Consider the following 20,751-nt stretch of genomic DNA (forward strand, 5'->3'; position numbering starts at 1 on the left):
CCAGCTCTCTTCTGGGCTGACTGGCCTGGTCGGTGTGTGTGGAGAACCTCGTTGCCTGTACTCGTCACCGGAGCCGCGGGGTTCATCGGCAGCCATGTCTGCCATCATCTCCTCAACAGGGGAGAAGCGGTCGTCGGCGTCGATAATATGAACGACTATTACGACCTGGCGCTCAAGAAGGGGCGGCTCGCCCGCCTTCTGCCCCACCGGGACTTTTCATTTCACCAGATCGATATTGCCGAACAGGGCGCGCTCACCACCGCCTTGGCCGGCAAAGGCATCGTCAGGATTGTCCATCTCGCCGCGCAGGCGGGCGTGCGCCATTCCCTCGACAATCCGCGGCTCTATGTCCGCTCCAACGTCATGGGCCATCTCGAAGTGCTAGAATTCTGCCGCGCCGAACCGGCCTTCGAGCATCTGGTCTATGCTTCGTCGAGCTCCGTCTATGGCGGCAACCGCACCGTGCCGTTCAGCGAGGCCGACCAGGTCGACAAGCCTGTGTCGCTCTACGCCGCCACCAAGAAGTCGGATGAGTTGATGAGCCACACCTACGCCCATCTCTTCGGCATCCCGCAAACCGGCCTGCGTTTTTTCACGGTCTATGGTCCCTGGGGCCGGCCCGACATGGCCTATTGGATGTTCACCCAGGCGATGCTCGAGGGCAGGCCGATCCGGGTGTTCAACAATGGCGAGATGTGGCGCGATTTCACCTATGTGGACGACGTGGTGAAGGCCGTGGTCGCCGTGCTCGACAAGCCCCCCACCGACGTTCCGCCGAACAGGCTCTACAATGTCGGCAACAACCGGCCGGTGCGGCTGGGCGATTTCATCGACATTCTGGAAAAGCTGCTCGATGTCACGGCAGTCCGCAAGAACGAGCCGATGCAGACGAGCGATGTGGAGCGAACTTACGCCGACATTGCCGCGCTGGAGCGCGATTTCGGCTTCCGGCCGAGCGTTTCGATCGAAAACGGGCTGAAGAAGTTCGTCGACTGGTATCGGTTGGAATGGATGGCGGGATCAGGAACGAACTGATCGAAGCGGTTCGGCCGCCACGGCGCCAACCGCATCGTCGACATTGCTCCGCAAAGGACCGTCAGCGCTTGGCTGGGGCGCCAGGATTCGAACCTGGGAATGTCGGTACCAAAAACCGATGCCTTACCATTTGGGCGATGCCCCAGCGGATGGAACGTGACGGTAGTCGCGAAAGTGCCGTAGAGTCGCACGGCGATTGAGGCGCCGTCTTGCGCTCATGCCTGTGCCTCGCCACGTCGCCAGTAGGAGACGGCCAGATGCTCATGCTTCTTCAGGCAGCGTATTTGGCGCCGATGGCTTCGGATGGCGCGGAAAGCGTCGTATTCGCATCCCACCCACGCATGGACCGACGAATGGCTGTCGGGGAATCGGGCTTGCTCCACGGCCTGCCTCGACATCGCCCCGGCTTCGGCGCCATTCCGGCAAAGCCACTTGACCTCAATGTCTGCATTGCTCGCGATCGGCTGGATTTCTCGCTCGTCCGCCACCTCGATGAATGCTTCTCCACATGCGTTTCGTGGCAACGCTTCAAGCATCCGGGCAATCGCCGGCAGCGCCGTTTCGTCGCCGGCGAAAAGATGCCAGTCCGCCTCCGTCATGCCCCCCGCCACCCGGACCGACGACGCCCACGCGGTCGCCGGAGCGTGCTGTCTCGGCAAAGGCGGATCCGGGACCGGCGTCGGCATGCAGCACGAAGTCGATGTCCAGCGTTGCTTTTTGAACATCGAGCGCACGCACGGTGTATTTGCGGTAGGACGGCCGGTGCTCCGGGTTCTGCCATTGCATCAGCCCGTTTGGGCCGATCCCTGCCGGTAATATGCGTCCAGATGGTCGTACCGACAATGTCCTTGAATACGGCTCTATAGACGATGGCATCATCCAGATAGATGTCAGGGAAGCGTCACGCTACGTGTATGATGATGGCGGATGGAGGGACATAGAATTGCAACGATCGGGCGCCTGTCCAGTCTGCCGGACCAATGCCGGTCCGGTGGCGTTGCGCGAAGGCGAGTACAGCGGCCGGCAGTGTGCGTGCGGGGTTATCTATATCGATCCGCTGCCGGCCCATCTGGCGGACGCGACGATCGATCATCACCACCGTGTCTATTATTCCGCACCGGCGCGTGCGCGAGTCGGTTGGGTGAAGGCATTCACGAGGCGTGGACGGCTGCTTGAGATCGGCTGCGGCGACGGCGAGTTCACCGCGGCGGCGATCCGGGCCGGTTTTACGGTCGAGGCGGTTGAGCCGTCCGACGAGCGCGCCACGCGCGTCGAACGCACGCTGGGCATCACGGTGGAGCGCGCGCTGATCGAAGACAGCCGTCTGCCCGAAGGGCGCTACGACACCACCTTCCATGTCGATCTGCTGAGTCACTTCCCCGATCCGGTGGCGGCGCTAAGGGCGATCGCCGCGAAGGTGGCGCCTGGCGGCACGGTCTGCTTCGAGGTCGGGCTGTTTTCCAACCTGTCGCCTTTCTGGCAGCGCCTTGTCGGGCGGCCGAACATGCCGACGCATATGTGGTTCTTCGATGCGCCGGCCATCGAGCACTTGCTGGACGCAGCCGGGCTGAAGCTGATCGCGATGCGACGCTATCCGGTCGGGCTTTCGACCGCGCTTAGTACGGTGCTGGGCAGCCGGCGCGTCGCAGCGGCACCGGACAGCCACGCCCCTCTAGCGCAGGGCTGGGCGGCCGCGCCTTACTACCGGCTGCACATGTTCCTGCGCTACGGGATAGGTCGGTGGCTCCCGATGGGCGGCCCGCAGACCGCGTTCGTCGCCGCCCGGCACAAGATCGACAGCGCGTGATGCGCAAGCTACGCCGCATCATCGTCGTCGTCACCGCGCTGCCGCGCTGGATCTCCGATTTCAACCATGTCAGCACCGCGTTGGCCGAGGCGGGCCACGCCGTGGAGGTGTGGTCGCCGGACGACAACGGGCTCGCCACAGCCGGCTGGGATTCAAGGCCGGCGATCGATGCCGCACGCGACGCGCTGGCGCCAGGCGTCGCGACGCGGACCATGCCGTTTTCGCGCAATCGCGGGCGGCCGAGCCTCTTGAGGCTGGCGCGCGCCAGCTTGATGGCGGCGCGCGCGGCGCTGTTCAGCCCGGGCAGTGTGTTCATCCTGTGGTCGGCACTGTCGATCATGCTGGCCGGGCCGTGGGTCCGGCTCGGCAACCGGCATGCCATCTATCTGGTCACCGGACTGGGCGCGTGCTTCTCAGTGTCGCAGCGCGACAGCCTGACGACGCGGCTGATCTGTATTGTCTATCGCTTCGTCTTCGCTAGCCGGCGCGCGATCGTCATCGTCCACAATCACGAGGACAAGGCCGAACTGATCAGGCGCACCGGCGTCGCACGGGACCGCGTGATCGTCACCGGCGGCTGCGGCGTCATGCCGGAGGACTTCCCCTACAAGCAAGCGCGCGCGGTCGGCGCGCGGCCGACGATACTCGTTCCCGGGCGACTGTTGCGCGACAAGGGCGTGCTGGACGCGGCCGCCGCGTCGGGCATCCTGTCCGAACGGGGCGTGGCGCATCGCATGGTGTTCACCTCGAACCCGATGAGCGGCCGCGCCGACGCGCTGACGGAAGCGGAACTGGCGCGGGCGCGCTCCTATCCCGATGTGGCGTTCATCGGGTACCAGCCGAGCATCACCGCGCTGTATGCCGGGGCGGACATCGCCTGTATCCCATCCTGGTATCGCGAGGGATTGCAGACCGCCTTGCTCGAATCCGCGTCCTCGGGGTGCCCGATCGTCGCGTGCGACAATGTCGGGGTGCGCGATTTCCTGCGACCCGAAATCGACGGACTGCTCGTGCCGGCGCACGCACCGGCACCGCTGGCCGATGCGCTGGAGCGGATGATCCGCGAACCCGGCCTCGCCGAGCGGCTGCGGACCGCTGCTCATGTCCGATTCCTGTCCGGCTTCACCCGGCAGCACATGGTGGAGACGACGCTGGCAGCGATGCGCCGCACCGGCATCGAGACGCCGCTATGAACGGTGGCGCATGGACCGGTCTGATCATGGCCGGCGGGCAGGGCGAGCGCATGGCGCGCTCCGGCGTAGTCGGGCGCAAGCCGCTGGTCGAGGTCGGCGGGGTCAGCCTGCTCGAACGCAACATCTGGATGATGGCGCGTGGCGGATGCCGGCGCATCTTCATCGCGCTGACCCGTGCCGATGCAGCGCGTGAGGCGGACAGGATCGCCGATTTCGCCGCGCGCGCCGCCGGCATCGGCGTGGCGCTAGCTCCCTTGATCGAGGAAGTGCCGCAGGGCAATTTCGGCGCAGCGACGATGTTGTCGGGCGACGCCGGCGACGTGCTGGTGGTGTATGCCGACAATCTCACCACGCTCGATCTGGCGGCGCTGGCCGCCGCGCACCGTGCGTCCGGCGCGGCAATGACGCTGGCGGCACATGACGAGCCGTTCCGTATGCCCTATGGCGCGCTTGAGGTGGACGCGCGCGATCCTGATCTGCTCACCGCCTATCGCGAGAAGCCGGTCTATCCGATCCTGGTCGGCAGCGGGCTTGCGGTAGTGACCGCTGCCGCATTGAGCAGCCTGCCGCAGGGCACGCCGCTCGGCCTGGTCGATGCGGCCAACCGGTTGACGGCTGGTGGGGCGGTGGTGCGGCTATATCGCCACCAGGCTTCATGGATCGACGTTAATGACGCCGCAAAGCTGGCCGCCGCCGAAGCCTTGCTCTTGGGCGATGCCGCCTTCGAAGCATGGTGGTCGGGGGAAGTCGCGCGCGAGATCCGGGTCGCGGGCGACAATGTAGGCTATGTCTGCGACGCGATGACGGAAGCCGGCGTGCTGCGCGTCCATGTCGGCGCTGCGAATACGCTCAGTAGCGACGAGCTGCCGGAGCCAGTGCGCCGTCGCCTTGCCGCACGGGGGCACGGGACGTGATCGGCATCACCGGCGCAAACGGCTTTATCGGCCGGGCGGTGCTGCGCCGGATCGGCGAGGATGCGTGCGTGGCGCATGTCGGCCCGATCGACGGGGAAGCGGGAGCGATCGACATTTGCGACCAGCCGGCGCTGGAGGCGCTGTTCGCCGGGATCGTCACCATCGTTCATCTTGCCGGGCCCAGTGCCGTCGCGGCCTCGTTCAACGCGCCGGCGGCATTCGCCCGCGCGCATGTCTTGGGCACGGCGACGTTGCTCGCCGCCGCCGAGCGGATCGGCGTGCGGCGCTTCGTCCATGTGTCGTCGGCCGAGGTCTATGGTCGCCCGGACACCGCGTGCGTACCGGAGAGCGCGCAGCTCCTGCCACTTTCGCCTTATGGCGCGGCAAAGGCGGCGGCAGAGCAACTCGTCTCGGGTGCGGTGCGGCGAGGGGCGCTGGAGTCGGCAATCATTGTACGGCCCTTCTCGGTCTACGGCCCGGGGATGCGCGCGAACGGGCTGGTCGGCCGGCTGGCGGCGCAGGCGCGTCTGCGACAGCCGATGCGCGTCTTCTCGGCCGATACGACGCGCGATTACGTGCATGTCGACGATCTGGCGCGGGGATTGCTGTTGGCCGCCGCGCGCGACGAACCGGGGCTCCTTACGCTCAACATGGCCTCCGGCACCGGGACCGACGTCGCCACGCTCGCCGCTGCCTTCGCGAGGATCGGCGGCGGGCCGGACGCGCTGATCGTCGAGGGACAGAGCGACCGATCGCGCGCGTTCGACATCGCGCATCTCGTTGCCGACGTGTCGCTGGCGCGCGAGACGCTTGGCTGGCGAGCGGAGGTCGCCCTGGCCGATGGCGTTCGCGATTGCCTGGGTGAGATGGCGTGACGCGGACGATACTGGTCACCGGCGCACAAGGGTTCATCGGCCGCTATCTGGTGCGCGCTTTGTGTGATCGCGGCGATTGCCGGGTGGTCGGCGCAGGCCGCTCGCCGGGCAATACGACACGCTTCACGCACAATATCCACCCCGGCGGTGGCGAGCGCGCCGCGCCGCTGCCAAATGCTCTGGTGCACGACGGGCCGAATTATGCCTATGTCGCCACCGATCTGTCGGATGCGGCGGCAGCGGCGCGGCTGATCGCAGAAACGGCGCCTGACATCGTCTTCCATCTCGCCGGATCGCTGCGCGACGAACCGTTCGAGCGGCTTGTGACCAACAACATTGTCGTCACGCGCTATCTCTGCGATGCGCTGGCGGCGCAGGGCGCGGTGCTTGTGCTGGGATCCTCGGGCTCAATCTATGGCGAACTTGGCGGTGAGGGCTTGCCGCTGGTCGAAACTGGCGCGACCGAGCCGATCGACCTATATGCCGCGACCAAGCGCACCAGCGAGGACATCGTGCGGATCGCAACGCGCGCGGGAAGGATCGACGGCCGCGTGGCGCGCATCTTCAACGTCGTCGGTCCGGGCCAGGAGGAGCGCCATGTCGCCGGCCGCATCGCCAGCCAACTCACTGAGCTAAGGGTAGGACGCCGCAATGGCATCGCCCTCGGTCCGCTGACCGCGCGGCGCGACTTCATCGACGTGCGCGACGTGGCGAGTGCACTGGTCGCGATCGGCTTCGCCGGGGCCGACGATATTTTCTATAACGTCGCCTCAGGGTGCGAGACGCAGATCGCCACCATCTACGGTCTGCTCGTCGCCGCGGCTGGGATTGCCGATCCGACGCTGACGCAATTGCCGGGACGGGCGGTGGATATCGGGCGGCAGGTGGTCGATGTCAGCAGGCTGCGCGCGCTCGGCTGGCAGCCCCGTGTCGATCTTCCGCAGAGCCTCGGCGACGTGATGCACTATTATCTCGAACTAGAGACCAAAGCGTGACGGTGGGACACGCTGGCTAGTCGTTCGCAAATCCAAAACTGGCGAGCCTCGGGCGGGACCATCTTTTTTGTAGCGCGCGGCGCGCCGTACAAGGAAGTCCAAGAAGGGTGCAGCGGATTTGAAGACCGCAATTTCGACCCAGTTGGTGGTGGCGTCCACCCGCAATAGGGAATCAAAGTATTGGGCACGCGGCTGGCAGCCAGAAAAGCAGTCCTTGCTGTGATGATATGTGATCATACGTTCAATAAAGGTTTTGTCGCTTGCGAGTTTTCAGTTTCACTTCCAACGAACCGGCGCATCGGTCGAACAGATGAAGCCGAATAAGTTCATACACAGTATATGGTTGAGAATGCGGAGCGACGTTTTGCTGAGATGCTCTCAAGCATGCCGGTGAGTTGTTCTGCCCGAACATCGGGTTCAATCATGTGGATACCCACCCCAGAGCAGCTTTCCCTTCGGTCTTCGCGTGACCACACCTTCAATGTCGCTCTGTTTGAGGGTCTCCACTCGTCGGATTTCTGTGAGTGGATCGAGGCCCACACTCGTAATCGGACTGTGCTGGCGGTCACCACCCCTACTGTCGAGAGGCTCTATGGCAACGAGATCCGTGCAGCCTTCGCAAGCGTCGGTTTGAAGCCGTCCTGGCTCGTGTTGAACTGCACCGAGCGGACGAAGACCATAGAATCCGTGTTGACCGTCTGTCGCGCAGCCTCAGACGCCGAGATTGATCGCCGGGGTGCGTTGGTGGCGATCGGAGGTGGCGTCTGCTCAGATATCGTTACGCTGGCGGCTTCGATGCTACGCCGGAGTTTGTCTCACCTTCGTATCCCCACCACCTTGATTGGGCAGGTCGATGCCGGAATCGGACTAAAAGGTGGCGTGAATTTCGGAGAAGGCAAGAACTACCTTGGTTGTTTCCACCCACCAGAAGCTGTCGCGGTGATCCCGTCATTGCTCAAGACCCTAGGCGTCGATACGGTCAGGCAGGGGGTGGCCGAGATGATCAAGGTTGCCTGTACCTCCGACACAGATCTCTTCCGCATGATCGAAGAGGCTCGCGGAGGTGGGCTGCAGTCTTGGGTCCTCAACGGCGACTCGTTGGCTCACGAGCCCATCCAGCGGGCCATCGCCGCCATGCTGGGAGAGCTTTCGAAGAACCCCTTCGAGTTTACATCCTACGAGAGGGCGGTAGATTTGGGTCACACGATCGCCCACCCGCTTGAAGCTTCGACCCACTACGAACTCCACCACGGCTTTGCCGTCGCGATCGACCTCGCTTTTTCCAGCGTCGTTGGTTGGCACCTCGGTTGGCTCAGGGAGGAAACGGCCCTGCGCATAGTGGATCTGCTGGTATCGGTTGGCTTGCCGGTCTGGCACGAGCATCTGAACGAAGACTTGGTCTCGAGATCGTTCCGGGCCGCCGCCAAGCATCGGGGCGGCAGTATTAACATGGTGGTGCCAACTGACCTTGGCCGCTATCGCTTCCTCAAGCGGGAAGATCAATGTCCGCCGGGACTGATACTCGAGGTTCTGGCCTATTTGCGCGCTCGGAGCTGGCAGGAAGGCATGTTCAATAGCGGTACGGCTCAATATGGGGTGGAACTTCCTGCCGAGGGAGATTTGGCCAGGATTGGCCTGCAATGAGCGCAGGGCCTTTCCTTTCAAGGCCAAGTCCGGAGCGAGTTTCAGTTTATGGCGACGACGGTCCACTCGTCGGTCGGGTGTGGGTAGACGGACCAATAACATCGCGCTGCCCGCCGATCATCCATCTCCAGCCCGTCTTCGCCGATCTCGGACCTGGCGCGGGGCGGTTCCCCATTGTTGAGGCTCTTGCCGGCGAGCCTCTGGCGCTGCCAGTCCGGCGGTGCATAACCGAGGAGGAGACCACCTACGTCACTGCGGCCGTCGGCTCGTCCGGGCAGTCCTGATGACGCGGGTCTGCGTCCTCGGCGGTAGTTCGCCCTTCACGGTGGCACTCGTCGATGCGATTGAGGGAAGCAAGGCGCTAAGCCACCAGTTGCACGAGTGGGTGTTAATCCTCCAAGGGCGCAACGTGCAGAACCTCGATGCGGTTGCACATTATGCCCGGCACCGGCTCGGAGGGTTTGGAACCTCGGTCATATCCACCACGGACCTCGATACGGCCCTGACCGATGCCGAGATCGTAATCGTCCAGACGCGCTTCGGCGGGCTTGAGGCGAGGGCCAATGACGAACTCTTAGCAAGCGAACTGGGATGCATCGCCGACGAAACTTTGGGACCCTGCGGCCTGCTATCTGCCTTCCGTCAAATACGGCCGGTAGACGATCTCGCTACCCGCATGAAGGCAATCTGCCCCGGCGCCTTCGTCGTGAACATGATTAACCCGCTGAGCCTGACGACGGCCATGATGCTCCGACGCGGCGTGGCTGCGGTCGGCATCTGCGAGCTTCCCCTCGCCACACTCCAGGCCTTCGCGGGGGCGCTGCGCATCGATCCGACCGAACTTTACTGGAGTTACGAGGGCCTCAATCACAGAGGCTTTATCCCCATCGCCAGGACCCATGACGGGGAGGATCTCCTGCAGCGCGTCCTCCGGTTGGCTCCAGATGCCGCAACGCAGAAATACCGGAACGATATTCTTCGCCTTGGTGCAATATCCACGAAATACTTCGCTCTTTTCGACGGCCGATCTTCGCACGAGAAGGGTCGGGCGGTCGGGCTAATATCTCTGCGAGATGCGATTGCTAAGGATCTTATCGCGGATCCTACACAATGCCCGGCGCAAATAGCAAAGCGTGATATGCCTTGGTATGCGCAAGCGGTCGTACCGCTCGTCGCCGCTCGGGTCGGAGCGCAGGGTTACGATGCCACCATAAACGTCGCGACGGATGGACTTCTCGTTCACGAGCGGCGAGCCCGCGTCCTCGGTGATCGCATCGATATTCTTGAAACCGCACCAGCGAACGGTCCATTCCGCGACTGGCTCGCGGCGTTCGAACATCACGAACGATTATGCCTGGCAGCGCTCGCCGATCCTACACCGTACACGATCGGTGCAGCGCTCGAAGCCGATCGAATCACACCTCCCGACAAAGTTCGGACTGCGGCTGCACGAATTTTCCGGACTTGGCGCGATGCCGCCAGCAATCCGCCAACCGTGCGAGGCCAGTAATGACCAACGTGGACATTGCTGTCTTTGATATCGGCGGCACGCATTTTCGTTCGGCGCTGTGCACGAATGGACGGCTGGGTCCAGTGACGCGACGACCTGCGATCAACTACCTCAACACGGCCCACCACAGCCCCGTCGAACTCCAGGAAGCGTTAGCCGACTACCTGGTGGCCGAGACTGAGCGTCTGCAATTGGAGAGCGGAACCGCGATAAAGCATGCCGGCATCTCACTTGGAGCACCCGTCAACGCTCGTAGCGGCTGTGTGCTGCAATCTGGCCCACTCTGGGGCCCGAGATCAGGACCCTTCGAACTCCAGGCGGCGTTGACACGCCGGCGGCTGGACACCCGCTGGACGATCGCGAATGACGTGACCGCAGGACTGGCGTCCTACATCCAGACCTGCGATCCGGGCAGCCATTCGCGTATCCTGTTCGTCACGGTGAGCACCGGAATCGGGGCGAGGCTCTACGATTTCGCGCGAGGCGGTGTGCCGGTCGATCCCGTGCACGGGATACAGGGTGAAATTGGCCACATCAAAGTAGAAGCTTTCTTCCGCGGCACGCGTCTCAAGTTTACCTGCGATTGCGGTGGGTGCGACCATCTGAACGCCTATTCGTCCGGACGCGGCGTGTTGAAACTACTGCGCGAGCTGTCGTCTCTCTGCCCGGATGCGCTGGCAGTCTCGACGATGGCCGCGGCACGCGACGGCGACGATGATGCCGTACTCGCGGAGTTCTCGCGTGGGGTGGCGGCTGCTGACGCGCTTGCCTTGGACGTCCTTGCTACGATCACGCGACCGCTGGCACTCATTTTCTCGGCGCTCCTGACGCACGATCCGCTACTCGATTCAATTGTTCTCACCGGTGGTGTCGTGGATGCGCTGGAACCGGCCTATTCGGCTAGCCTTGATCGGCAATTCCGCGACCATGGATTGTTCCAGATCACTGAATGCGATTCATCCTATTTCGCCCGCCGGCTCCGTATCGTGGCGCCAGGAGACCTGTCTGGACTTATCGGTGCTGGCCATCTCGCCGAAATGGCGGAGGAAGGGCGAAGCATCCATGTTTTCCGGTGACCGGATCAGCTTGACCGGATCGAAGTCGCACCTCGCTCTGGTGCGGCGGCCGGGCATGGGCGCTCCAAGACTGGAGCAGGTCCGGAAACCCGTAGCCCTACCGGGCGATTTTGTGTGCCGGACCCTCATTGCCGGCGTCTGCGGGACCGACCTTCAGATTCTGCGCGGCGTGCGAGACGATCCAGCACGCATCCTTGGCCATGAGGGCGTAGCGGTTGTCGAAGAAGTGGCTGCGAAAGCGGACCAGCGCTGGCTAGGTGCGACGATTGCTGTGAATCCAACGCCAGACTGGGGCACCGCTGAACTCGGCCATACTCTCGATGGGATGATGCAGCAACTTTTCCTCGTGCCTGCTCGGTTGCGGTCCCTGGTCGTTTCGTCGCCCGCGGAACTGGCTGCCGATCTTGCTATTCTCGCTGAGCCGCTCGCATCCGTCCTAACTTGCGGAAGCATTCTCAAGCGGGTTGCGGAACCGATCCGCGTATTGGCGGTGGGACGAGGTACGATCGGCCAACTGATTCGCATCGCGCTCAAAACTGCCTGCGAGTCGGTTCGGGGCGTCGTCGTCACAGGGACGAAAGAGACGGCCGGTATTGAGTACGGAGCATTCGACACTGTGATCTTATGTTCCTCGCGGCAGGATATAGTGGCTGCCCTCGGTATCGGGCTCGACGCGTTGTGCGACGGTGGCATCCTCCATCTCTTCGGAGGTCTCCCATCTGAGTATCGAGACCCGCGTCTGCCCGGAGCCAATCTCAGCGAAGTCCGCGCGCGAAATACCGGCGGACGTGTCGGGTGGCCGCTGGCCGAGCAGTGCCAGACAACCGTCGGCAACAAGCGGGTGTCGATCACGGGGCACCGCGGTTCTTCCAACGCGATGCTGACCCAGGCAATGCTCCAGCTCAGCGCTCGCCCCGATACCTATCGGCCGCTTCTTACGATCGTGACAGACCCGGAGGAAGCTGTCCGTACATTGCGCGACGCTGTCGGCTGTCCGCCGGTTAGATCTTGGACCAAGCTTGGGATCGACTTTCGGAGGTGGCGAACTTGAAGGAACGTCCGTTGACGAGTAACGCGCCTTTGACTGTCTCACAGAGTATCTATCGACCACAAATCGGGGTTGCGCTGTGGAAGGTAGGGGATCGGGGCCTGACCGGCTTTGAAACCGCCGCCGCCGCGGGTCTCGATCACGTTCACGTTGACTTGGGTGGCCCGAACCGCGGTCCCGATCTTACAGATTTCGAAGTACTGGCGGCCTTCGACACAACGTCACGCCGTTTCGCGCTTCCGATCACCGCCCTTGCAGTCAATCGGCTCAACGATCTTGGCGTGACCGCGCCAAAGGGTAGCGAGGAAGCATTGGAAGTCCGGCGAAGTATCTTGCACGCAATTAGAGTGGCAGACCGTCTGCAGGTGCCCAGGATCATCATTCCGGGCTTTCGCCAGAGCCTCGTTCGGACGCCCGAGGGCGTGGCTAGAACAGCTGAAGTGCTGCGTTTCGCACTTGGTCCCGCCCAAGCCGTAGGGATTACCTTGGCATATGAAAGCGGGCTTGACGCCGAAAGAACGCTCCAGATACTTCAAGCTGTTGGCCAGCCGGGCATCTGCGTACAGTTCGACACGGGAAATCCCGCTATCTACGGGCATTCCGCGGCCTCGATTTGGGCGCGACTTGCTGACGTCGCCTCGCCGGACGTCCACCTTAAGGATGCTTTGGGCGTGTCGGTCGAGGGGAATGTGCCTCTGGGCGAGGGTGTAGCCGAGCTGGAGCTTACGTTTGCTGCCTTCGCGCGCCAGCCGCAGCCTAGATACTTCACACTCGAAGGCGACTATAGCGATGATTCTGGACCTCGCATCCGCCGCGACCTCGCCCGACTGAAGATGCTTATTAGGAGGTCGATGTTGTCGGGCGGCCTGGATTGCCCCGATGGCGTTGGCCGCGAAGGTGAAAGCGATGTTCCCTGGACCGACGGCACGGTCTCTCCCGCAGTGTATCGATAGATGGAAGGCTGTGTCATGAAATCTACCATTGCGAATGCCTACCGGCTTTTAACAACCTGCCTCGCCACGATGATCGTCACCGAGCCGGCCGTTGCGGCGCAGATCACCGAGCCGAAACCTGGCGCCGCGCCAACAAGGTCACGACCACAGCTTGAACGTCTTGGTTCTTTCGGCGGCTCAATGATTGCCCGCATGAGCCTGTGCGTATCAGCCTTGCTCATTCTATTGATTTATGGCCAAGCCAAACTGTCGGCAGAGGAGAATGGCATAACCCTGCATTACACCTCTGGGGGGTCGGCGGCTGCAATCGCGGCCGCGGGCTTCAACCTCGCTGATGTACAATATGTCGAGCAACTCAATGCGCTCCCTCCCGGGATGAAGGGGCTGGTCTGGCTTGATGAGGCCAGCGGCGTTACGCCGGGTTTCATCGCCAAGGTCAAGCAGTTCATCGGCAACCCGAAGCTGTTCGGCTTTCGCCTCTGTGATGAGCCTGACATCACCGGCAAGTACCACTCCCCGGCGGTTAGCCCGGCAGCCCTCAAAGCCGAGGCCGACTGGATCAGGGCCAATGTGCCCGGGGCCGTGACGTTCATCACACTGATGGACATGGGGTCTTTTGACGCCCCCAGCTTCATGAACACCTTCAATCCCGCCAACACCGGGATCGATTTCTTCGGCCTCGATCCGTATCCGGTGCGCGGCAAGGTTTTCGATTTGGACTTCATCGACAGAACGGTCGAGGCGGCTGTTGCCGCTGGTATACCGCTCAATAAGATCGTGCCTGTGTTCCAAGCCTTCGGCGGCGGCAATTGGAGGACCTATACCAGCGGGGTCAAAGACGTTTATAAACTGCCGACACCGGACCAGGCGAACCAGATGTTTGCGCGCTGGGCCACCTACTCCCCCAATCCCGTGTTTGACTTTGCCTACGCGTGGGGATCGCAGAACGGCGACACCAAGCTGGGCAGCACCAGCCCAGAGGCACTAAGCCTTCGCGCGGCGTTCAAGGCACACAACACAGCACAGCGTTCGCAATAGGCCGCATAAACGAAAATTATGCGCCCGATCAAACCGGGTTTTCGGGTCGAATACCCATTTCACGACAAGGCCGTCACCGTCACCACCTGCGGCCGCATCTGCTGCAATCGCAAGAAGATTAATCTCAGCCTCGGCCTTCGCCGGCCAGAACCTATATGTCCAGAATAGACCGTCAGCGCTTGGCTGGGGCGCCAGGATTCGAACCTGGGAATGTCGGTACCAAAAACCGATGCCTTACCACTTGGCGACGCCCCAGCAGCACGGAACGTGCCCGCTGCGCGCGGCTTATAGGACGAGCCGACGGAAAGCTCAATGCCGGGATGGCGACTGCGCGGAACTGATCCACCGGTTCCCGCAAACAGGCGTTCGCAATCATTCCCCAATGTCGGGCGATGGTCTCTATTCGCCCCAAACCGCCATTTCATTGCCGGCCGGATCGACGAAATGGAACCGCCTGCCGCCGGGAAATGAAAAGATCGGCTTGACGATCGTGCCGCCGGCATTTTCGACGGCGTCCAGGGTTTCTTCCAGATCCTCGGAATAAAGCACCGGCAGCAGCTTCGCCGGCGCTTCCGCGGCATCGGCCTGAAAGCCGCCGTCGAGCCCTTCGGCAAAGGCCGAATAGGTCGGCCCGTAATCGGTGAACGACCATGAAAAGGCGGCGGCGTAGAAGGCCTTCACCCTGTCCAGCGTTCCACCGGTCGCCGGCATTTCGAGATAGTCGAGTTTTCCGGTCCGTTTCATCATGCACCTCGTGTTCTTGTTATGTTCTATTCCCAAAGCGCCTGATCGGCAAGACTTTTTGCCGTCGCTTTTTCTTAATCGATTGTAGAGGCCGGCTGGCTTTGCCGATGCCTTGCCTTTCGCAGTGCAGCATCATATCGCTCGAACGGGACACGGCGAAACTTCGGCTTCGTCAATCTTTTCAATCTCCTGCGAGTGGAGAGCAAGCATGACCAAATGGGTCTACACCTTTGGCGATGGCGCTGCCGAAGGCCGTGCCGGCGACAGGAACCTCCTGGGCGGCAAGGGCGCAAATCTGGCCGAAATGTGCAGCCTGGGTCTGCCGGTGCCGCCGGGCTTCACCATCACCACCGAGGTCTGCAACGCCTATTACGCCAACGCGCGCTGCTATCCGGCGTCCCTGGAAGCGGACGTCGCGGTCTCCCTCGACCATATCGGCCGGCTGACCGGGCGCCGCTTCGGCGATCCCTCGAAATTGCTGCTGGTGTCGGTGCGTTCCGGCGCCCGCGCCTCGATGCCCGGCATGATGGACACCGTACTCAATCTCGGCCTCAACGACGAAACCGTCGAGGCGCTGGCCGCCGATTCGGGCGATGCCCGCTTTGCCTATGACAGCTACCGCCGCTTCATCCAGATGTATTCCGATGTCGTCATGGGTCTCGACCATGAGGTGTTCGAGGAAATCCTCGAAGACCAGAAGGGCGGGCTCGGCCATGAGCTCGACACCGAATTGACGGCCATCGAATGGCAAAGCGTGATCGCGCTCTACAAGGCCAAGGTCGAGGAGGAACTCGGCAAGCCGTTTCCGCAGGATCCGCACGAGCAGCTCTGGGGCGCGATCGGCGCCGTGTTTTCGAGCTGGATGAACAATCGCGCCATCACCTATCGGCGCCTGCACGACATTCCCGAAAGCTGGGGCACAGCGGTCAACGTCCAGGCCATGGTCTTCGGCAATATGGGCGACACCTCCGCCACCGGCGTCGCCTTCACCCGCAACCCCTCGACCGGCGAAAAGATGCTCTATGGCGAGTTCCTGGTGAATGCGCAGGGCGAGGATGTCGTCGCCGGCATCCGCACGCCGCAGAACATCACCGAGGCGGCGCGCATTGCCGCCGGCTCCGACAAGCCATCGCTGCAGAAGCTGATGCCGGACGCTTTCCAGTCTTTCGTCACCATTTCCGACAGCTTGGAAAAGCACTATCGCGACATGCAGGATCTCGAATTCACCATCGAGCGCGGCAAATTGTGGATGCTGCAGACGAGGTCCGGCAAGCGCACCGCAAAGGCCGCGCTCAAGATCGCCGTCGAGATGGCGCGGGACAAGCTCATTTCGAAGGAAGAGGCCGTCGCCCGCATCGATCCGGCCTCGCTCGACCAGTTGCTGCATCCGACCATCGATCCGAAGGCCGCGCGCGACGTGATCGGCGTCGGCCTGCCGGCCTCTCCGGGTGCTGCCACCGGTGAGATCGTGTTTTCCTCAAACGATGCCGAGGAAGCCAAGGCGCAAGGCCGCAAGGCGATCCTGGTGCGCATCGAGACCAGTCCCGAAGACATTCACGGCATGCATGCGGCGGAAGGTATCCTGACCACGCGCGGCGGCATGACCAGCCACGCCGCTGTGGTGGCGCGCGGCATGGGCAAGCCTTGCGTGTCGGGCGCCGGCTCGCTGCGCGTCGACTACCGGGCCGGCACGCTGATGGCGATGGGATCGACCTTCCGCAAGGGCGACATCATCACCATCGATGGCGCCAATGGCCAAGTGCTGAAAGGCGCCGTGCCGATGCTGCAGCCGGAACTTTCCGGCGATTTCGCCGCGATCATGGAATGGGCCGATGCCACGCGCCGCATGAAGGTGCGCACCAATGCCGAAACGCCGCTCGACGCGCGCATGGCGCGCTCCTTCGGCGCCGAGGGCATCGGGCTTTGCCGCACCGAGCACATGTTCTTCGACGGCGACCGCATCGTCGCCATGCGCGAGATGATCCTGGCCGACACGGAAAAGGACCGGCGAACGGCGCTGGCCAAGCTGTTGCCGATGCAGCGTTCGGATTTCCTCGAATTGTTCGAGATCATGGCCGGCCTGCCGGTGACGATCCGCCTGCTCGATCCGCCGCTGCACGAGTTCCTGCCCAAGACCGAGGAAGAGGTGGCCGAGGTCGCCGCCGCCATGAAGGTGTCGCCGGAAAAGCTCAGGCAGCGCACCGAGGCGCTGCACGAGTTCAACCCGATGCTCGGCCATCGCGGCTGCCGTCTCGCGGTTTCCTATCCCGAAATCGCCGAGATGCAGGCGCGTGCCATTTTCGAGGCGGCCGTCGAGGCCGGCAAGAAGGCCGGCGCGCTGGTGGTTCCCGAGATCATGGTGCCGCTGGTCGGCCTGGTGAAGGAGCTCGACTACGTCAAGGCACGGATCGACGCCGTGGCCAGGAGCGTGATGGAAGAGACCGGCGTCAAGATCGATTATCTTACCGGCACGATGATCGAACTGCCGCGCGCCGCGATCCGCGCCCATGTCATTGCAGAGACTGCCGAATTCTTCTCCTTCGGCACCAACGATCTGACCCAGACCACGTTCGGCATCTCGCGCGACGATGCCGCTTCGTTCCTGGAGACCTATCGCCAGAAGGGCATCATCGAACAGGACCCGTTCGTATCGCTCGACATCGAAGGCGTCGGCGAACTGGTGCGGATGGCGGCCGAGAAGGGCAGGGCGACAAGGCCGGCCATCAAGCTCGGCATTTGCGGCGAACATGGCGGCGATCCGGCGTCGATCCATTTCTGCGAAAAGGTTGGCCTCGACTACGTGTCCTGCTCGCCCTACCGCGTGCCGATCGCCAGGCTGGCCGCCGCGCAGGCGGCGGTGCAGGTTGCGAAGATCAATCGTGGGTGACATTCTCGGACCAATCGATGATCTCGATTGGTCCTAATCGTCCCGATCTAACATTACGATTTTGTAATTGAGTTCACGCGAATTTGCGCGTGACAGCTCCCAATCCCGACAACGTTTCTGCCCAATTTGCCGGCCTTCCAACCGCCGGTGTCAGAAACAGATGCCCCAGATTTTCCGCTCGATCCTGATCATCCAGACGAAGTTCATCGGCGATATCGTCCTTGCCTCCGCGCTCGCCAAAAACCTGCGGCTCGAATATCCCGAGGCCAGGATCGTGTTTCTCTGCGAGGCTCGCTTCGAATATTTCCTGACCGCTCACGGCATCGCCTCTGACGTCGGGACGTTCAGGCGCGCCCGCATGCGCGGCACGCCCTTCGAGCGCGGACACGAACTTTACACGATGCTGCGGACGCTGCGCCGGTTTGGCTTTGATCTGTCGATCGACCTGACAGATTCAAAGACCCTCGCGGATCATCACCCGGTTCGTCAATGCCAGGATCCGGGTCGGCTACGACCCTCCCGAAAGGCCTTTGCGCTGGCACGAGGGGCAGCCCGCCAACGTCCTGGCCAAGCCGTTTGGTTTTGGCGAGCGGCACTTCCTTTACCGCTATCTTTCGCCGCTCGAGGCGCTCGGCATCGATCTGCGCGAATCAGTCCCGTCCATTCAACCGCTGCCGTTGGAAACAGCGAAAGCGCTGACGCTGCTGGATAGACACCATCTTCGGCGCAACGCCTTCATCGCCGTGCATGCGGGTGCGAGTTTCGAGGGACGGCGATGGCAGCCGGAACGTTTCGCCATTGTGATCGACGAGATTTCGCGGGAGACCGGGCTGGACTTCGTGCTTGTCGGCGGACCGGATGAACGGATGCCCGCCGAGCGCATTGTCGCCAAGACCGCTTTGCCGGTGGTGAATCTCGTCGGCACGATGCCGCTTGAAACATTGCTTGCCGTCCTGAAACAGGGACGGCTTTTCCTTGGCAATGAGAGCGGCCCGATGCATATGGCGGCCGCCGTGGGAACCCCTGTCGTCGGGCTTTACGGCCTGACTGATCCGGCGATATGGGCCCCTGTCGGCGTGCCCGGCATTGCCCTCCAGCCTCCTATGCCATGCCCATGCGTGGCCAATGAACTGTGTCAATGGCCGGATCCGAGCAAGGCTTGCTGCGTCTGGCGCCTGGAGGTCAAGCCTGTGGTCGGCGCGGTGCGGGAAGTCCTTTCACGCACGGTTAAGGACGTGGAGTACGTACACTGATGCCGCACTTGCCAAAGATGGACACGGCGGTCAAAACTGCCGCGCCTTGATGGCGCCGGCCTGGAAACCGACTATGCACCTGTTCCAAAAGCATTTTTGCGCGATCGCGATGTCGATGTGGGCAGTGTCCGCGGCCCATGCCGCGCCACTCGTCGAGCCGACGTTGCATATCAAGCCGGAAGCCGGTGGCAGCGGTCGCGTCGCGCTCACGCTCGACGCCTGTGGCGGGCGGACCGACACAAGGATCCTTTCGGCGTTGGTGGAAAACAGGATCCCGGCCACCATCTTCGTCACCGGCATCTGGCTGAAACGCAACGCCGCCGCCGTCGAGATCATGCGGGCGCATCCTGATCTGTTCGAGCTGGAAAATCATGGCGGCCGTCACGTCCCGGCAGTCGACACGCCGCGGAAGATCTACGGCATCCGCGCCGCCGGCAGCCCGGCCGCGGTCCTGGCCGAGGTCGAGTCGGGCGCCGCCGCCCTTGCCGGGACCGGCGAGCCCGCGCCGAAATGGTTTCGCGGCGCAACCGCCGAATACAGCCCCTCGGCTATCGCCATGATACGCAAGCTTGGCTTCAAGATCGCCGGCTTTTCGATAAACGGCGACGGCGGTTCATTGCTGGGGGCGAAGGAAACCGCTCGCCGCATCGCCGCGGCAAAGGACGGCGATGTCATCATCTCTCACATCAACCAGCCGACCCACGCCGCCGGCGAGGGCGTCGTGCAAGGTCTGCTGGCGCTGAAGGCCAAGGGCTTCACCTTCGTGCGGCTCAACGACGTCGACAATTTCGGCAACGACGGCACCACCGACTGATCAGGGTGCATTAATATTCAGTCCGGCGTGGCTTCGATCGTCACCTTGCTGGGATAGAACGCGCCGTGATCGCGGATTTCGATCATCTCGTCGAAAGGCTGCTCATACGCCCACATCGCGTCCTTGCCCGCCTCGGCGGACAGCACGCTCCAATAACTCGCATCGCCCTTGTAAGGGCAATGAGTCGAGAACTCCGTCTTGCGTAGCTGGTCGAAATCGATGTCCTCGAACGGAATGTAGAGGACTGCAGGGTAGGGGGACTCGGTCAGCACCTTGGCTTTCGTGGATGAGGCGATGACGGTTTCGCCGCTACGCACCGTGACGGCGCCGCGGTAGGGCTCGACGGTGATGAGCTTGCCGGGATTGCGTTGAAAGCCTGGTGCGGGGTTGGCGATCTGGTCCATTGGCGGGGTTCTCCTATCTGGCATGCGGCTTGTCCGGCATGCGGCGCTGTCCGGAATAGGTGTGGCGAGCGAGCGCATTGCGCAAGGTCGTCCTCTAGGAATGACGCATAGCCAGCCGTGCGGCTCAGGTTCTGGCCTGGTCTCCCGTCCAACCCGTCTTGCCTTGGAATGATCAGGCAGCAGCCTGAAATGCGTCCATCAGCCCGGCATAGGCAGCGGCGATGCCGGCCACCGGATTGGTGCTTCTCGACACGGTCTCGACCTTGAGCGCGCCACCGCCGGTCGGCAAGGTCAGAAGCAGGAACTGGCGGTTGCCGCCGTCACCCACGCATGCCGCGGCAACATGTTCGCCTTCGCCTTCGTTCTGGACGCACATTTTGAACAGCAGAGTGCCGCCGACTGCCTCAAGGGCGCCGCCGACGACTTCGACGAATTCGTCTTCGGAAACGGTTTTGGTGTCCGGCACCATATCGGCCAAGCTTTCGGCAAGCGTACTTTCGAGTGTCCCGTCGTCGACCTGCGCGTCCATGCGAACCTCTTTCATTCGCCAATCGCGCCCCA

Annotated in this window: 20 protein-coding genes and 2 tRNA genes; 15 read left to right on the top strand and 7 right to left on the bottom strand. The window is 62.8% G+C overall.

Going from position 1 to position 20,751, the window contains the following annotated elements; translation table 11 throughout:
* Positions 1-51 precede the first annotated feature (51 nt).
* A complete protein-coding gene (locus MESS4_RS12305) occupies positions 52-1,035 on the top strand; it encodes an NAD-dependent epimerase/dehydratase family protein (protein WP_006330666.1) in 984 nt (327 codons plus the stop codon).
* A gap of 69 nt (positions 1,036-1,104) precedes the next feature.
* On the opposite strand, the gene MESS4_RS12310 is transcribed toward MESS4_RS12305, so the two are convergent.
* Both MESS4_RS12310 and MESS4_RS12315 read right to left on the bottom strand, forming a co-directional pair.
* A tRNA-Gln gene (locus MESS4_RS12310) sits at positions 1,105-1,180 on the bottom strand.
* Between the two features lie 70 nt (positions 1,181-1,250).
* Positions 1,251-1,634, bottom strand: coding sequence for a siderophore-interacting protein (locus MESS4_RS12315; protein WP_157385563.1), 384 nt, complete (start codon positions 1,632-1,634; stop codon positions 1,251-1,253).
* A 344-nt stretch (positions 1,635-1,978) separates the two neighbouring features.
* On the opposite strand from MESS4_RS12315, the gene MESS4_RS12320 reads away from it, so the two are divergent.
* The 11 genes from MESS4_RS12320 (at position 1,979) to MESS4_RS12375 (ending at position 14,088) form a co-directional block, all read left to right on the top strand.
* On the top strand, positions 1,979-2,842 hold the full coding sequence (locus MESS4_RS12320) for a class I SAM-dependent methyltransferase (protein WP_244441123.1): 864 nt from the start codon (positions 1,979-1,981) through the stop codon (positions 2,840-2,842).
* Positions 2,842-4,035, top strand: coding sequence for a glycosyltransferase (locus MESS4_RS12325; protein WP_006330675.1), 1,194 nt, complete (start codon positions 2,842-2,844; stop codon positions 4,033-4,035). The genes MESS4_RS12320 and MESS4_RS12325 overlap by 1 nt, the downstream gene beginning before the upstream one ends.
* Positions 4,032-4,949: a sugar phosphate nucleotidyltransferase gene (locus MESS4_RS12330; RefSeq protein ID WP_006330682.1), complete on the top strand. Its 918-nt coding sequence runs from the start codon at positions 4,032-4,034 to the stop codon at positions 4,947-4,949. Before MESS4_RS12325 ends, MESS4_RS12330 begins: the two co-directional genes overlap by 4 nt.
* Complete coding sequence (locus tag MESS4_RS12335) at positions 4,946-5,824, top strand: NAD(P)-dependent oxidoreductase (RefSeq protein WP_006330685.1); 879 nt, start codon at positions 4,946-4,948, stop codon at positions 5,822-5,824. The genes MESS4_RS12330 and MESS4_RS12335 overlap by 4 nt, the downstream gene beginning before the upstream one ends.
* On the top strand, positions 5,821-6,819 hold the full coding sequence (locus tag MESS4_RS12340; protein ID WP_006330687.1) for an NAD(P)-dependent oxidoreductase: 999 nt from the start codon (positions 5,821-5,823) through the stop codon (positions 6,817-6,819). Before MESS4_RS12335 ends, MESS4_RS12340 begins: the two co-directional genes overlap by 4 nt.
* 423 nt (positions 6,820-7,242) lie before the next feature.
* Entirely contained in the window at positions 7,243-8,463 is a 1,221-nt protein-coding gene (locus tag MESS4_RS12345; RefSeq protein ID WP_006330699.1) for a sedoheptulose 7-phosphate cyclase, read from the top strand.
* Between the two features lie 283 nt (positions 8,464-8,746).
* A complete protein-coding gene (locus MESS4_RS12355) occupies positions 8,747-9,973 on the top strand; it encodes a hypothetical protein (protein WP_006330700.1) in 1,227 nt (408 codons plus the stop codon).
* A complete protein-coding gene (locus MESS4_RS12360; RefSeq protein WP_006330701.1) occupies positions 9,973-11,049 on the top strand; it encodes an ROK family protein in 1,077 nt (358 codons plus the stop codon). The genes MESS4_RS12355 and MESS4_RS12360 overlap by 1 nt, the downstream gene beginning before the upstream one ends.
* Positions 11,036-12,100, top strand: coding sequence for an alcohol dehydrogenase catalytic domain-containing protein (locus tag MESS4_RS12365; protein ID WP_006330702.1), 1,065 nt, complete (start codon positions 11,036-11,038; stop codon positions 12,098-12,100). Before MESS4_RS12360 ends, MESS4_RS12365 begins: the two co-directional genes overlap by 14 nt.
* A complete protein-coding gene (locus MESS4_RS12370; protein ID WP_006330711.1) occupies positions 12,097-13,050 on the top strand; it encodes a TIM barrel protein in 954 nt (317 codons plus the stop codon). The genes MESS4_RS12365 and MESS4_RS12370 overlap by 4 nt, the downstream gene beginning before the upstream one ends.
* Before the next feature lie 15 nt (positions 13,051-13,065).
* Entirely contained in the window at positions 13,066-14,088 is a 1,023-nt protein-coding gene (locus tag MESS4_RS12375; RefSeq protein ID WP_244441124.1) for a hypothetical protein, read from the top strand.
* 180 nt (positions 14,089-14,268) lie between these two features.
* Here MESS4_RS12375 and MESS4_RS12380 read toward each other — a convergent pair.
* Together MESS4_RS12380 and MESS4_RS12385 are read right to left on the bottom strand one after the other, a co-directional pair.
* Positions 14,269-14,343 (bottom strand) — tRNA-Gln (locus tag MESS4_RS12380).
* 144 nt (positions 14,344-14,487) lie between these two features.
* Complete coding sequence (locus tag MESS4_RS12385; RefSeq protein ID WP_006330715.1) at positions 14,488-14,832, bottom strand: VOC family protein; 345 nt, start codon at positions 14,830-14,832, stop codon at positions 14,488-14,490.
* A 208-nt stretch (positions 14,833-15,040) separates the two neighbouring features.
* On the opposite strand from MESS4_RS12385, the gene ppdK reads away from it, so the two are divergent.
* Entirely contained in the window at positions 15,041-17,719 is a 2,679-nt protein-coding gene (ppdK, locus tag MESS4_RS12390) for a pyruvate, phosphate dikinase (protein WP_006330717.1), read from the top strand.
* A gap of 73 nt (positions 17,720-17,792) precedes the next feature.
* Here ppdK and MESS4_RS34505 read toward each other — a convergent pair whose 3' ends face one another.
* On the bottom strand, positions 17,793-18,107 hold the full coding sequence (locus tag MESS4_RS34505; RefSeq protein WP_244441125.1) for a hypothetical protein: 315 nt from the start codon (positions 18,105-18,107) through the stop codon (positions 17,793-17,795).
* 109 nt (positions 18,108-18,216) lie between these two features.
* Between MESS4_RS34505 and MESS4_RS12395 the strand changes: the two genes are divergently transcribed.
* Together MESS4_RS12395 and MESS4_RS12400 are read left to right on the top strand one after the other, a co-directional pair.
* Positions 18,217-18,972: a glycosyltransferase family 9 protein gene (locus MESS4_RS12395; protein ID WP_348259766.1), complete on the top strand. Its 756-nt coding sequence runs from the start codon at positions 18,217-18,219 to the stop codon at positions 18,970-18,972.
* 73 nt (positions 18,973-19,045) lie between these two features.
* A complete protein-coding gene (locus MESS4_RS12400; protein WP_006330729.1) occupies positions 19,046-19,786 on the top strand; it encodes a polysaccharide deacetylase family protein in 741 nt (246 codons plus the stop codon).
* Positions 19,787-19,803: 17 nt separating this feature from the next.
* Here the strand turns inward: MESS4_RS12400 and MESS4_RS12405 are convergent, their stop codons facing one another.
* Together MESS4_RS12405 and MESS4_RS12410 are read right to left on the bottom strand one after the other, a co-directional pair.
* A complete protein-coding gene (locus MESS4_RS12405) occupies positions 19,804-20,190 on the bottom strand; it encodes a DUF427 domain-containing protein (RefSeq protein ID WP_006330730.1) in 387 nt (128 codons plus the stop codon).
* A 172-nt stretch (positions 20,191-20,362) separates the two neighbouring features.
* Positions 20,363-20,719: a hypothetical protein gene (locus MESS4_RS12410; RefSeq protein ID WP_006330738.1), complete on the bottom strand. Its 357-nt coding sequence runs from the start codon at positions 20,717-20,719 to the stop codon at positions 20,363-20,365.
* Between the last annotated feature and the right edge of the window lie 32 nt (positions 20,720-20,751).

Origin of the sequence: Mesorhizobium sp. STM 4661 (genome assembly GCF_000359125.1) — a bacterium.
GTDB lineage: Bacteria > Pseudomonadota > Alphaproteobacteria > Rhizobiales > Rhizobiaceae > Mesorhizobium.